We start from the raw sequence: 14987 nt of genomic DNA, 5'->3' as shown, positions 1-14987 counted from the left end.
CGGCTCCGTGGCGCCGTCGACGCTCACCGCGGAGCGGTGCTCACCGCCGCGGGTGATGCCGACATCGTCGTCGTGGTGGCAGCCACGCTCGCCGGCGCTGACACCCTCGCCGCCGTCGGGGAGGTGGCGGAGCGGATCGATGCCGGACTTCTGGACTACGTCGACAGCTTCGGTGCCACGTGCCGAGACGTGTGGTTGGTGACTGCGGGCGCCGAGCAGGTCCTTCCCGCCGACCCCGTCGCCGACCCCGCGCAGGCGGCGTTGGCGGCGATGCACCGCTGTGTCGGCTTCGAATTCGCCGACCAGGCTTTCCATCATGTGGACCTGCAGGCACCTCACGCGTCGGATGCAACGCTCGCCGAAGTGGTGGACGTGGTGCTCAACGACGCGGGCGAAGTGGCGGTGCGCAGCGGGGACACCGCTGCCGCCGTCTATCGGCGGGCGATCGGAGACGACGCGTCCTCGGCCCCGCCGTGGCGGCTGGGCTCCGGGGTGCTGGACAACGTGGTGATCACCGGTGGGTCTGGCGCGATCGGGCTCAGCTTCGCGCGGACGTTCGCCGCGCACGGCGCCCGACGGATCGTGCTGCTGAGCCGTCGCGGCGTGGAACCCGCGGTGCTCGACGAACTCTGCGCCGAGCACGACGGTGTGATCGTCGCGCCACCGTGTGACATCACCGACGTCGGACAGCTCTCGGCCACCGCCGCGGGTCACGCCGACGGAGAGGCGACGTTGGTCATCCACGCCGCCGGAACCGCCTCGTTCGCCGACAGGAAGAACACCACCGGGCGATCGCTGCGCGACATGTCGGCGGCCAAGCTCGCGGGACTCGAGCATCTGATGCGGGTGTGGCCGATTCGTGCCGACGCGCGAATCCTGTTGTGTTCGTCGGTGACCGGGGTGTGGGGCGGGAAAGGTGTGGCCGGCTACGCCGCGGCCAACCGGATGCTGGACGCGATGGCGGGTCAACTGCGTGCTCAGGGGCGCAACTGCACATCGATCCGATGGGGTCTGTGGGAGGGCGGTGGCATCGTCGACGAGGCCGAGATCGCGCGGGTCGAGCGCACCGGACTGCGACAGATGGAGCCCACGCTGGCCGTGGCGGCCGGCCTGCACGACTACCCTCGGGACCCGCTGGTGCTGGCGGCCGACCCCGATCGGCTGCGACTGTTCTACGGCACCCCCGAATCCGAACGGTCAGGCACTTCCGGTGGCACCTCCACCGTCGCGGCGACGACGATGACCGCGCCGGACGCAGTGCGCAGCCAACTGGCGAGCGTGCTCGACGTCGACTCGACGATGATCGATCTGGACTCGTCGCTGTTCGACCTCGGGGTCGACTCGTTGCTTGCGCTGGACCTGCGAAAGCGCCTCACCCGCCTGACAGGACGAACGGTTCCGTTGGCGAGACTGCTCGGCGGGATCACCGGCACCGACCTGATCGCAGAGCTCTCAGAGAAAGTGGATACGTCGCGTGACTGACATCGACACCGGAGCACGACTCGACGAGCAGCGGCTGGAACTGCTGCGGCGCAGGCTCCACGAGCGCGGCCTGAGTTCGGTCGACGGGACGGCGACTGCGGCCGACGACGATGCGGCTGGGCCGGCGCTGTCTGAGGGTCAGCTGCGGATGTGGTTCGTGCACGCCGCCGATCCCAGCGGTGCCCTGCTCAACGTCTGCCTGTCCTACCGGATCGCCGGCGAGGTCGACCTGACCCGGCTGCGCGATGCCGTCAACGCAGTCTCCCAGCGCCACAGCGTGCTTCGCACCACCTATCGGACCGAGGTCGGCGAATCCGGCCGGGACACCGGCATCCCGGTCCCGGTGGTGCACGCAGACCTGCAACCCGGGTGGTCGGAGCACGACCTGTCGGAGCTGTCCGAACGCGCCAGGCAGCTGCGTCTCGAGGTGCTGGCCCAGCGAGAGTTCGCCAAGCCCTTCGATCTGGGAGTCGGCCCACCGCTGCGCATCACCGTGATCCGCACCGGCGCAGAGGAACTCGTGATGCTGCTGGTGGCACATCACATCGCCTGGGACGACGGATCCTGGGAGGTGTTCTTCGCCGATCTGACGCGCGCCTACACGGGGGCGCAGCTGGCGCCTACCCCGAATCCCGCCGACACCGGCGCGGGCTCCGACGAAGCGGACATGGCCTACTGGCGTGCCATCATGGTCGACCCGCCGGAGCCGCTCGAACTGCCCGGCCCGACGGGGTCCGCGGTCCCGACGAGCTGGCGATCGCAGCGCACCACGCTGCGGCTCGGTGCCGACGTCGCGCAAAGGGTGACCGCGATGGCCGCCGACGCCGGCGCCACCCCGTACGCGCTGTTGCTGGCCGTCTTCGGTGCGTTGGTGCACCGCTACAGCCACGTCGACGACTTCCTCGTCGCGACACCGGTGTTGAATCGTCCCGCGGACGCCGAGGATGCGATCGGCTACTTCGGCAACACGGTGGCGATGCGCCTGAAGCCGCGGCCGGGCGTGACGTTCCGCGAGTTCCTGGCCGAGACCGCCGAGACCGCTGTCGGTGCGTTCGCACACCAGCGGATCGGCCTGGACCGGATGGTGCGCGAGCTCAACCCCGACCGTCGCCACGGCGCCGAGCGGATGACACGGGTCAGTTTCGGTTTCCGGGGACGCGACCGGTTCGGTTTCACACCGCCCGGGGTCACCTGCGAACGCGCCGAGCTGCGCGCACATCTGACCCACCTGCCACTCGGTGTGATGATCGAGTTCGATGCCGCGGGGATCCTCGTCGAGCTCGAATACCTGGTGGAGATCATCGAACCGAAGCTCGCCAGGCAGCTCGTCGATCACTTCGCGGTGCTGCTGGACAGTGCGCTCGGCCATCCCGGCGACGCCTTGAGCCAGCTGGAGTTGATGAGCGCCGAGGACATCGACTGGCTGCGCGAGGTCTCCTACGGCGAGGAGTTCCGCACCCCGCCGGCGACGATCACCGACCTGATCGAGGCACAGGTCGCCCGGACCCCCGACACCACCGCGATGGTCTACGAGGGTCGCCACTACTCCTACCGGGAGGTCAACGAAGAGGCCAACCGTGTCGCGCACTGGCTGATCAGCCAGGGCATCGGCGCCGAGGACCGGGTCGGCGTGCTTCTCGACAAGTCACCCGGGCTGGTCGTCACCGCGCTGGGGGTGCTCAAGGCCGGTGCGGTCTACCTACCGATCGATCCGACCTACCCGCAGGACCGGTTGGACTTCATCCTGGGGGACTGCGACGCCAAATTGGTTGTGCGCGAGGCGGTGACGGGACTCGACGGATACCGCAGCGACGACCCCACCGACGCGGAGCGGGTTCGCCCGGTGCGCCCGGAGAACACCGCCTACCTGATCTACACCTCGGGCTCCACCGGCCTGCCCAAGGGGGTGCCGGTGCCGCACCGGCCGGTCGCCGAGTACTTCGTGTGGTTCAAGGGCGACTACCAGGTGGACGTGGACGACCGACTGCTGCAGGTCGCCTCCCCGAGCTTCGACGTCTCCATCGCCGAGGTGTTCGGCACCCTGGCCTGTGGGGCCCGGCTGGTGATCCATCGCCCGGATGGTCTGCGCGACATCGGGTATCTCACCGATCTGCTGCGCGACGAGGGCATCACCGCGATGCACTTCGTACCGTCGCTGCTGGGTCTGTTCCTATCGCTGCCCGGGGTGAATCAGTGGCGGACGCTGCAGCGGGTGCCGATCGGCGGTGAGGCGCTGCCCGGCGAGGTGGCCGACAAGTTCCACGCCACCTTCGACGCGCTGCTGCACAACTTCTACGGGCCGACCGAGACCATCATCAACGCGTCTCGGTTCAAGGTCGAGGGCCGGCAGGGCACCCGGATCGTGCCGATCGGCAAGCCCAAGATCAACACCCAGCTTCATCTGCTCGACGATGCGCTCCGCCCGGTGCCGGTGGGGTCCATCGGCGAGATCTACATCGGCGGAACACATGTCGCCAACGGCTACCACCGCAGACCGGGGCTGACTGCGGAGCGCTTCATCGCCGACCCGTTCAACCCCGGCGCCAGGATGTACCGCTCGGGTGACCTCGCGCGCCGCAACGCCGACGGTGACGTCGAGTTCGTCGGACGTGCCGACGAACAGGTCAAGATCCGCGGCTTCCGCATCGAATTGGGCGACGTCGCCGCGGCGATCACGGTCGACCCCAGCGTCGGGCAGGCCGTGGTGGTCGTCAGCGATCTACCGAACCTCGGCAAGAGCCTGGTGGGTTATCTGACGCCCGCCGACGGTGAGGTCGTCGACGTCGAGCGAGTGCGCGCCCGGGTGGCAGCCGCACTGCCCGAATACATGACGCCGGCCGGTTACGTTGTCGTTGACCAGATCCCGATCACCGCGCACGGCAAGATCGACCGGGCAGCACTGCCGGAGCCCGAGATCGCCGCGGTCACCGAGTTCCGGGAGCCGGACAGCGGCACCGAGCGGCAGCTCGCCGACGTGTTCGCCGACCTGCTCGGCCGTGACTCGGTCGGCGCCGACGACTCGTTCTTCGACCTCGGCGGACATTCGCTGCTGGCCACCAAGCTCGTCGCCGAGCTGCGTTCCCGGTTCGGGGTCGACGTAGGCGTGCGCGACATCTTCGAGCTCGGCACGGTCGCCCGGCTGGCCACCCACCTCGACGAACTGGCCGCCGGCGAAGCCGGCACAGCGCGGCCGAGGCTTGTCGCCACCTCCCAGGGCGGTCCGGCTCCGCTGTCGTCGTCGCAGCTCCGGTCGTGGTTCGGCTACCGGATCGAGGGGCCTACCCCGATCAACAACATCCCGTTCGCCGCGCGCCTGTCGGGTGCGTGTGATGCCGACGCGTTCACCGCCGCCATCCGTGACGTCGTCGACCGGCACGCCATCCTGCGCACCACATACCGCGAGATCGACGGCACCGCTTATCAGATCGTGAACCCACCCGCGGACATCGTGGTGCGGCGGGCCCGCGGCGACAGCGAAGCCTGGCTCCAGGCCGAGCTGGACAGGGAGCGCAAGCACGCGTTCGATCTGGAGCGGGACTGGCCGATCCGCGCGGCGGTCATGAGTTGCGGCGGCGAGCACGTGCTGTCGCTGGTGATCCACCACATCGCCGGTGACCACTGGTCCGGCGGTGTGCTGTTCGCCGACCTGGTCACCGCGTACCGCGCCAGGAAGAGTGGGCAGCGCCCGACCTGGGCGCCGCTGCCTGTGCAGTACACCGACTACGGCGCCTGGCAGGCGAGCCTGCTGAGCGACGACGCCGGAATAGTCGGGCCGCAACGTGAATTCTGGAGACGTCAGCTCGAGGGCGTGCCCGTCGAGGCGGGTCTGCCGCTGGACTTCACCCGTCCGCGGTTGCCGAGCGGCAAAGGCGATTCGGTGGAGTTCCGGATCGACGGCGCCACCAGGGACACGCTGGCGGCGCTGTGCCGGGAGCTGGGCATCACCGAGTTCATGCTGCTGCAGGCCGCCGTAGCGGTGGTGCTCTACAAGGCCGGCGGCGGTGCCGACGTCCCACTGGGGACCCCGGTCGCGGGCCGGTCGGAGTCCGAGCTCGAACAGCTCGTGGGCTTCTTCGTCAATTTTGTGGTCCTGCGCAACGATCTGAGCGGCAACCCGACACTGCGCGAGGTGCTGCGGCGGGCCCGCGACATGGCGCTGTCGGCATACTCGAACCAGGATCTGCCCTTCGAGCAGATCGTCGAGGCCGTCAATCCGCCGCGCTCGCTGTCGCACAATCCACTGTTCCAAGTCGTCGTGCACGTCCGCGAACAGCTGCCGCAGCGCCAGATGATCGATGAAGATACCGAGTTCACGGCTCTGGAACCGACATTCGACATCGCCCAGGCCGACCTGTCGCTGAACTTCCTCGCCGGCGACGTAGCCGACGGGGGCGGATACCGGGGTCATCTGATCTACCGGCCCGAGTTGTACACCCGGCGCACCGTGGAGCGGCTCGCCGACTGGCTGGTCCGCGGCGTGGCGGCATTCGCCGAGAACCCCGACCGCACGCTGCGCGGGCTCGAGATCTTCGGAGCCGACGAGAAACAACGGATTCTGCGGGAGTGGAGCACAGCTGCCGGTCCGACCCAGGCGTATGTGCTCGACGGCGATCTGGCCCCGGTTCCGGTGGGCGTTCTCGGCGACCTCCACCTTGCCGGCGGTCCGTTCTCGGGTGCGCAGTGGCATCGATCCGACGACCCGGCGGCCCGGCTGGTGGCCGATCCGTTCAGCGATCAGCCCGGTGCCCGGCTGTACCGCACTGCCGACCGGGCGCGCTGGGACGACGACGGCCGTCTGGAGATCGTCGGCGCCGCGGTGGCGGACGGTGCCGGCGAGGCGACACAGGTTGTGGCAGCGCCGGAATGGGAGGCTCCGCACACCGACACCGAGCGCGCTCTGGCAGGTCTGCTCGCCGAGCTGCTCGACGCCGAGGACGTGGGTCGACACGACGATTTCTTCGGCCTCGGCGGTGACAGTGTGCTTGCGGTGCAGTTGGCGGCCAGGGCCCGTGACGCCGGGTTGGACCTGACCGCGCGGATGGTCTTCGAACATCCCGGGGTCGCCGAACTCGCCGCAGCGATGGACGCTTCGACGGCGGTCGGGGAGTCGGCGGACGTCCACCATGCGCCGATGTCGGCTTCGGGACTCTCCGAAGACGAACTCGCTGAGCTGACCGCCACCTGGAGCACCTCCCGGGACGGCGTCGGATGAAGGTCCGCACCGAATGACACAGACCGAACCGCAGGTCCAGCCGCCCGTCGTCGAGGACGTGCTGGCCCTCAGTCCGCTCCAACAGGGGCTGTTCTCGATGGCGACCCTGACCGAAGGGACTGCCGGGGAGGCCGATCCGTACCTCATCGCGATGGCCGCGGACGTCACCGGTTCGCTTGATGTCGCGCTGCTGCGCGAGTGCGCGGCACAGCTGTTGGCGCGCCACGCGAATCTGCGGGCCGGTTTTGTCCAGGGCAATCTCAGCCGCGCGGTACAGGTGATCCCCAGTCGGGTGGACCTGCCGTGGCGGCACGTGAGGGCCGATTCCGACGCCGCTGTCGAAGCGCTCGAAACAGCAGAGCGCTCAAAGGCTTTCGACCTTGCCCGGGGACCGGTCATCCGGTTCCTGCTCATCGAGGCCCCGCAACGCTGGCGATTCGTGGTGACGGCCCATCACATCGTGATCGACGGCTGGTCGCTGCCGCTGTTCATGGGTGAGCTCGTCACGCTGTACCGGGCCGGTGGGGACCTCACCGCGCTGCCGGAACCGCCCCGGCCCTACAGGGACTACATCGGCTGGCTGGCCAACCGCGACCAGGACTCCAGCCGTGAGACGTGGCGGCGCTACCTCCACGGTGTGGACGCCGCGACGCTGCTCACCCCGTCGCTCACCTCGGCGACACCGCCGCCGGGCCGGCCACGGTTGACCGAGGTCACCCTCGGGGCCGACGCCACCCGGCAGCTGGCCGAAGCCGCCCGAAGTCGTGGCGTCACGATGAACACACTCATCCAGATGGCCTGGGCGACGATCCTGTCGGTGATGACCGACCGTGACGACGTGACATTCGGGGTCACGGTCTCGGGCCGTCCCGACGAACTGGCCGGCGTGGAGCGCATGGTCGGGCTGTTCATCAACACGGTTCCGCTGCGGGTGCAACTGGATCCTGCGGGGTCGACGCGCACCCAGTGCGTCGCGCTGCAACGCCAGGCCGCCGCGCTGCGCGAACACAGCTACCTCAGCCACTCGGAGATGCGCGCACTCGGCGGGATCGGCGAGATGTTCGACACCCTGCTGGTCTACGAGAACTTCCCACCCGGCACGGTCGTGGGGGCCGCCCAATTCCCGGCCAACGGAGCGACTTTCATCCCGGCGGAGCTGGAGAGCCTGTCCCACTTCCCGGTCACGATCGCCGCGCACCTCGCAGGGGAGGAACTGACGGTCCTCGTGGAGGTGCTCGAAGGCGCGTTGGGACAGCTGGACCCCGCGAAACTCGGGCAACGGGTGCTGCACACCGCGCAGCGGCTGATCAGTCACTGGGACAGGCCGCTGCGCGACGTCGGCATCCTGCTGCCCGAAGAACCTGGGCTGCAGGACATCCAGCCCGGCGCCGGATCGTCACGCTCCGGCGTGCACACTACGTTCACCGACATCGCGGGTGGCCGATTGGGGTCTGAGGCGCTGACGTGGAGCGGTGGATCCCTGACCTACCGCGAACTGGACGAGGCGGCCGACCGACTGGCCGCGGCGCTGCTCGACCGCGGAGTGCAGCCGGAGAGCCCGGTCGCCGTGATGCTCTCCCGGGGAGCGGATTACGTCGCCGCGATGCTCGGGGTGCTCAAGGCCGGTGCGATGATCGTTCCGCTGGATCCGTCGATGCCCGCCGAACGGGTCACCGACATCCTCGATCAGTCCGGCGCGCGGGTCACGATCGACGAAGCATTCGTGGCATCGGCCTCCGCCGACCCACCGCCGTCGTACCGTCCTGCACAGGTGCATGCCGGGCAGGCCGCGTACGTCGTGTTCACCTCCGGGACGACGGGCAGACCCAAGGGTGTGGTCGGTACCCACGGCGCGGTGCTCGCCTATGCCGCCGACCATGCCGAGCACGTGCTGCGACCCGCGTCCGGCCGGGTCGGCCGTCCGCTTCGTGTCGCCCACGCCTGGTCGGTCACCTTCGACGCCGCCTGGCCGCCGCTGGTCGCGCTGCTCGACGGTCACTCGGTGCACATCGTCGGTGACGAATCACAGCGTGACGCAGAAGCTCTGGTGCAGACGATCGGCCGCTTCGGCATCGACATGCTCGACACCACGCCGTCGATGTTCGCCCAGCTGCACGACGTCGGGCTGCTCACCACCGTGCCGCTCGCAGTGCTGGCGCTGGGCGGCGAGGCGGTCAGCGTGGCGACCTGGCGACTGATCCGCGACGAATGCGCACGCACCGGCATGACGGCGTTCAACTGCTACGGACCGACGGAGACGACGGTCGAGGCGGTCGTCGCGGCGATCGACGGTCACCAGCGGCCGTCGATCGGACGGCCGACGCAGTCCACCCGAGCCCACGTGCTGGACGGATGGTTGCGTCCGGTACCCGACGGCGTGACCGGTGAGCTCTACCTGTCGGGGGATCAGCTCACCCGCGGGTACCTCGGTCGTGCCGCGGAAACGGCTCGCCGGTTCGTCGCCGACCCGTTCGCCGCGGGACGGCGGATGTACCGCACCGGTGACGTGGTGCGCCGCGGCGCCGACGGCGGACTGCAGTTCCTCGGCCGGGTCGACGACCAGGTCAAGATCCGGGGCTTCCGCGTCGAGCCGGGTGAGATCGCGGCCGTGCTGCAGAGCCATCCGGAGGTTCGCGACGCGCACGTCACGACGGACCTGGCCGCAAGGACGCCGCGGCTGACCGCCTATGTCGCCGGCGGCAGCAGGCCACCCGCGGTTGCCGAGCTGCGGGCGCTGTTGTCGGCGCGGTTGCCGCGCTACATGGTTCCCCAGCAGGTCGTCGTCGTCGACACGCTGCCGCTGACCGCACACGGAAAGATCGACGAAGCCGCGCTCGCGCTGATCTCCGTCGACTCGACGGACTCGCACGCTCGGTCGGCGCCACCGGAGACACCGACCGAGGTGGTGCTGGCCGAGCTGTTCGCCGAGGTACTCGACGGTGACCCGGTCGGGTTCGGGGTGACCACCGATTTCCTGGAGATGGGCCTGGACAGCATCGTCGCGTTGACGATGGTGCAGGCCGCACGCCGCCGAGGTATCTCGATGCGCGCCCGATTGATGTTGGACTGCAGCAACATTCGTGAGCTGGCGGCGGCGATCGACACCGGTGCCGATGACCACGCGCCTGCGGCGGCCGATCCCGAGCGATTCGGCGTTGTCACTCCGGCGCCCATCGTGTCGTGGATGTACGAGCACGGGAATTTTCGCCGGTTCACCCAGAACGTGTTGATCTCGCTGCCGTCCGGCATCACCGAGGCTCGGTTGGAGCAGATCCTGCAGGGGCTGCTGGATCGCCACGACATGCTTCGGTCGGTGCTCGACGACAGCGCGGGTCACTGCCTGTCGACCCGGCCGCCGGGCTCGGTGGCGGCCCGCGACGTGCTGGCGCGGGTGGATCTTCCCGACGGCGCTGCCACACGCGACGTCATCGCGTCGGAAGCTGCTGCCGCGATCGAGCGGATCGACCCCGCCAAGGGCTCGATGGTCCAAGCGGTCTGGGTCACCGGGCAGCAGTCCGTGCTGATGCTGTGCGTGCACCATCTGGCCACCGACGTGGTGTCGTGGTACGTCATCCTGGGGGCGCTGGCGCAGCTGGCCGACGAGATCGAAGCCGGGGGCACCCCCGGTTCCGTCGCCGAGTACACCACCTACCGCCGGTGGTGTTCCCTGCTCGAGCAGCGCAGCCGGCTGCCGGAAGTCGCCGGCCAGCAGGAATACTGGACCCGTCAGCTCGCCGCCCCCGACCCGGTGCTGGGTGACCGGTTGCCCGACCCGGGACGCGACACCTGGGCTTCGCTGCGGCTGACCGACATCCTCACCGACACCGTCACCACGGGGAACATCCTGCGCCGGTTGGACAGTGCCGGTATCGAGATGCGCGACTTCCTGCTGACCGCGCTGACGTTGACCGTCGCATCGTGGCGGCACAGCCGAGGGCAACCGGCGCATCACGGTGCCCTGATCGCACTCGAGGGGCACGGTCGAGAAGACGGTGTGGTGGCCCCCGAGGTGGACACGTCGGCAACCGTCGGGTGGTTCACCTCGGTCTACCCGGTGCGACTGGGGGCAGGCGAGGCCGCGATCGACATCACCACCGCCGAGCGCAATCCCGCCGCGGCCCGAACGTTGCTGACTGCAGTGGCCGAACAGCTTGCGGGCGTGCCCAATCGGGGGCTGGACTACGGGCTGCTCCGCTACCCGTCCGACGGCTCGCCGTCGGACGGCTTGGCAGCGTTCCGCGACCCGCAACTCGAGTTCAACTACGTCGGCCGCTACGATCTGCGCGCCGACCAGACGAGCACCGACTGGTCGTTGATCACAGACGGCTCCCTCAACGGGCAGATGCCGACCGCGCCTGAACCCGACCTGCCGCTGCGCTACACGTTCGACGTGATCTCGGTGGTGCACGGCAGCGCCGACGGCCCGCAGTTGCGTACCAGTTGGCGATGGAGCGAATCACTCTCCAGCGCTGAGGATGTCGACCGGATCACCGATCACTGGCGCCGCGCCGTCGCCGTCCTGGGAGACGCACTGTGAGCACCCCCGGCAGGCCCACGCTGGCGATAGTCGGTGCTGGCCCGAAGGCCATCGCGGTTGCCGCCAAGGCCGCCGAGTTGCGCGCCATGGGCGTCGACGCGCCGAACGTCGTGGCGATCGAGCGCAGCACCGTCGCAGCCAACTGGCAGGCCGTCGGCGGGTGGACCGATGGCCAGCACCGGTTGGGCACCAGCCCGGAGAAGGACGTCGGATTCCCGTACCGCTCGTCGCTGGTGCCGCGGCGCAACGCCGAACTCGATGAGCGGATGACCCGGCACAGCTGGCAGTCGTATCTGATCTCCAGTGCCCAGTTCGCCGAGTGGGTGGACCGAGGACGGCCCTCGCCGACCCACGGTGGCTGGAGCCGCTACCTGCGCTGGGTCGCCGACAACGTCGGCATGTCGGTGATATCTGCTGAGGTCGAGCGCATTTCGGTCGACGACGCACGGTGGGAGCTGGTCACGGACGGGCCGGCCGTCCACGCCGACGGGGTGATGATCACCGGCCCGGGCCAGGCCGAGCGGTCGATCCTGCCGCACGACCCGAGAGTGCTCTCGATCGCGCAGTTCTGGAAGCAGGCTGCGCGCAACGAGCTCATCGCCGCTGAGCGGGTGGCGGTCATCGGTGGCGGCGAGACAGCCGCCTCGATGCTCAACGAACTGTTCCGGCACCGGGTTTCGACCATCACCGTGATCTCACCGCAGGTCACCCTGTTCACCCGCGGCGAGAGTTTCTTCGAGAACACGCTGTTCTCGGATCCGACCGACTGGTCGAGCCTGACGATGGCCGAGCGGCGGGATGCCCTGGCGCGCACCGATCGTGGGGTGTTCTCTGCCAGGGTGCAGGATGCGCTGCTGGCCGACGACCGGATCAGGCACCTTCGTGGCCGGGTCGCCCACGCTGTCGCACGCGAGGAACGAATCCGGTTGACGCTCAGCACCAATCGTGGTGGTGAGCGTCTGGAGACGGTGCACGGGTTCGACCTGGTGATCGACGGCTCAGGCGCCGACGCGATGTGGTTCGAGTCGTTGTTCAGCCAGGACGCCCGCGATCTGCTCGAGCTGGGTCTCAAGCGTCCGCTGACCGGGGACGCCCTGCAGGAATCGATCGGAAACGATCTCGCCGTCTCGGGGGTCGAACCCAAACTGTTCCTCCCCGGCCTGGCCGGGCTCACCCAGGGGCCCGGATTTCCCAACCTGAGCTGCCTGGGTCTGATGTCGGACCGGGTGTTGGGCAGCCGATACCCCGCCGCCGCGGGCGCCACCCCATCCACGAGGAGAACCGATGAGCACCAACCCGTTCGATGACGACAACGGCAGCTTCTTCGTGCTGGTCAACGGCGAGGACCAGTACAGCCTCTGGCCCACGTTCGTCGACGTCCCCGCCGGATGGCGGGTGGTGTTCGGCGAGAGCACCCGCACCGATTGCCTGGCCTACGTCGAGGAGACCTGGAGCGACATGCGGCCGCGCAGTCTGAGCGATGCGATGGCCGACAACTGAGCCTTCGCCGGCGCCGTGAGGAGCGGTGAGCGCGCGCTCGCGGAACAACGTGGGGCGGTCAGCCGGGTTGAGGTAGCGGGGCGTCCATGTCGAACACCCGCGCGTGCAAGACCGTCCTGTTGCGCAGCGCGGCCCGCACCGCCCGGTGCAGGCCGTCTTCGAGGTAGACGTTGCTGCGCCACCGGACGGCATGCGGGAACAGATCCCCGTAGAACGTGGAGTCCTCCGACAGCAGCCGATCCAGGGCCAGCACGGTGGTGGTCATCACCAGTTCGTCGAGGCGGATCTGGCGCGGCGGGATCTGGGCCCACTGCCGATGCGACAGCCCGTGGTCGGGGTAGGGCCTGCCATCACGGACACCTTTGAAGATCATCGACGCGCCTTCGCTTGCCCCTGCGGCCCCCCGGCAACATTGTTAGGTCTGCAAGATTAACCCGCGTCGGTCGAGGGTGTCGCGTTGCTCGGTCGATGAACCCGCCGCTGGTCACCGTAAACTGAACAGCGACCGCAACGGGCACGAGAGGTAGGTGAACAGTGAGTAGCGCTGACGATCGTCGTTTCGAGGTGTTGCGCGCCATCGTCGCCGACTTCGTTTCCACCAAAGAGCCCATCGGTTCCAAGTCTCTGGTCGAGCGCCACAACCTCGGCGTGTCGAGCGCGACCGTGCGTAACGACATGGCGGTGCTGGAGGCCGAGGGCTACATCGCTCAGCCGCACACCAGCTCAGGGCGGGTGCCCACCGAGAAGGGCTACCGCGAGTTCGTCGATCGTCTCGACAACGTCAAGCCCATGTCGAGCGCTGAGCGTCGCGCGATCCTGACGTTCCTCGAGACCGGTGTCGACCTCGACGACGTGCTGCGCCGCGCGGTGCGACTGCTCGCTCAGCTGACCCGTCAGGTCGCGATCGTGCAGTATCCGACGCTGTCGACGTCGTCGGTGCGCCGACTGGAGGTGGTGGCGTTGACGCCGGCGCGGCTGCTGTTGGTGGTGATCACCGACTCCGGGCGTGTCGACCAGCGGATCGTCGAACTCGGCGACGGCATCGACGACGGGCAACTCTCCCAGTTGCGTGATCTGCTCGGCCAGGCGCTGGAGGGCAAGCCCTTGGCCGCGGCGTCGATCGCGGTCGCGGACCTGGCCTCGCACCTCAACGGTCAGGGCAGCTTCGCCGACGCGGTCGGCAGATCGGCGACGGTGCTGGTGGAGTCGCTGGTCGAGCACCGCGAGGAGCGGCTGCTGCTGGGCGGCACCGCGAACCTGACGCACAACACCGCCGACTTCGGCGGGTCGCTGCGTTCGGTGCTGGAGGCGCTCGAGGAGCAGGTCGTGGTGCTGCGGTTGCTGGCTGCGCAGCAGGAGGCGGGCAAGGTGACCGTGCGTATCGGTCACGAAACAGAAGCCGAACAGATGGCTGGCACCTCGGTGGTCAGTACCGCATACGGCAGTTCGGGCAAGGTGTTCGGCGGCATGGGTGTGGTAGGTCCCACACGGATGGACTATCCGGGAACCATCGCCAATGTCGCCGCGGTTGCTCTCTATATTGGCGAGGTCCTAGGTAGCCGCTGATCTGCGTTCGTCTCGAACGGATCAACGGATGGGAAAGGTTGAGCGTGGCACGCGACTATTACGGCATGCTCGGGGTGAGCACCGGCGCGAGTGATTCGGAGATCAAGCGCGCCTATCGAAAGCTCGCTCGTGAGCTGCACCCCGATGTGAACCCCGACGAGGCGGCGCAGGCGCGCTTCAAGGAGATCAGCGCCGCCTACGAGGTGCTCAGTGATCCGGAGAAGCGCCGCATCGTCGACATGGGCGGCGATCCACTGGAGTCCGCCGGGGCCGGCGGCGCCGGCGGATTCGGCGGCTTCGGTGGTCTGGGCGACGTCTTCGAGGCGTTCTTCGGCGGTGGGCCCAGCTCACGCGGACCGACGGGCCGGGTCCGACCCGGGTCGGATTCGCTGCTGCGGATGCGGCTGGACCTGACCGAGTGTGCGACGGGCGTGACCAAGCAGGTCACCGTCGACACCGCGGTCCTGTGCGACCTGTGCCAGGGCAGGGGCACCCACGGCAACTCGACGCCGGTGGCGTGCGACACCTGCGGCGGCCGCGGCGAGATCCAGACCGTGCAGCGTTCGCTGCTGGGCCAGGTGATGACGTCCCGGCCGTGCCCGGTGTGCGGCGGTGTCGGCGAGGTCATCCCGGATCCCTGCAACCGGTGCGCCGGCGACGGCCGGGTGCGCGCGCGGCGCGACATCAGCG

At 68.9% G+C, this 14987-nt stretch carries 8 protein-coding genes; 7 read left to right on the top strand and 1 reads right to left on the bottom strand.

What is annotated here, in order from left to right:
• The 5 genes from WA965_RS10010 to WA965_RS09990 form a co-directional block, all read left to right on the top strand.
• On the top strand, positions 1-1482 hold a 1482-nt coding region (locus WA965_RS10010; RefSeq protein ID WP_526447458.1), incomplete at its 5' end, for an SDR family NAD(P)-dependent oxidoreductase.
• On the top strand, positions 1475-6694 hold the full coding sequence (locus tag WA965_RS10005) for an amino acid adenylation domain-containing protein (protein WP_526447456.1): 5220 nt from the start codon (positions 1475-1477) through the stop codon (positions 6692-6694). The genes WA965_RS10010 and WA965_RS10005, both read left to right, overlap by 8 nt.
• 13 nt (positions 6695-6707) lie before the next feature.
• On the top strand, positions 6708-11231 hold the full coding sequence (locus tag WA965_RS10000; protein ID WP_526447454.1) for an amino acid adenylation domain-containing protein: 4524 nt from the start codon (positions 6708-6710) through the stop codon (positions 11229-11231).
• A complete protein-coding gene (gene mbtG / locus WA965_RS09995; protein WP_526297828.1) occupies positions 11228-12538 on the top strand; it encodes an NADPH-dependent L-lysine N(6)-monooxygenase MbtG in 1311 nt (436 codons plus the stop codon). The genes WA965_RS10000 and mbtG overlap by 4 nt, the downstream gene beginning before the upstream one ends.
• Positions 12516-12731 carry an MbtH family protein gene (locus WA965_RS09990; protein ID WP_526297826.1) on the top strand — a complete coding sequence of 72 codons (216 nt, stop codon included), beginning with the start codon at positions 12516-12518 and terminating at the stop codon, positions 12729-12731. The genes mbtG and WA965_RS09990 overlap by 23 nt, the downstream gene beginning before the upstream one ends.
• A 58-nt stretch (positions 12732-12789) precedes the next feature.
• On the opposite strand, the gene WA965_RS09985 is transcribed toward WA965_RS09990, so the two are convergent.
• Positions 12790-13104 carry a type II toxin-antitoxin system VapB family antitoxin gene (locus tag WA965_RS09985; protein WP_526297824.1) on the bottom strand — a complete coding sequence of 105 codons (315 nt, stop codon included), beginning with the start codon at positions 13102-13104 and terminating at the stop codon, positions 12790-12792.
• A gap of 161 nt (positions 13105-13265) precedes the next feature.
• Between WA965_RS09985 and hrcA the strand changes: the two genes are divergently transcribed.
• Both hrcA and WA965_RS09975 read left to right on the top strand, forming a co-directional pair.
• Complete coding sequence (hrcA, locus tag WA965_RS09980) at positions 13266-14297, top strand: heat-inducible transcriptional repressor HrcA (protein WP_178359872.1); 1032 nt, start codon at positions 13266-13268, stop codon at positions 14295-14297.
• Positions 14298-14341: 44 nt separating this feature from the next.
• On the top strand, positions 14342-14987 hold a 646-nt coding region (locus WA965_RS09975; protein ID WP_526447452.1), incomplete at its 3' end, for a DnaJ domain-containing protein.

The sequence above is a fragment of the Mycobacterium sp. genome, from assembly GCF_049683935.1.
Classification (GTDB): domain Bacteria; phylum Actinomycetota; class Actinomycetes; order Mycobacteriales; family Mycobacteriaceae; genus Mycobacterium.
This window is presented reverse-complemented; position numbering and strand designations above follow the sequence as displayed.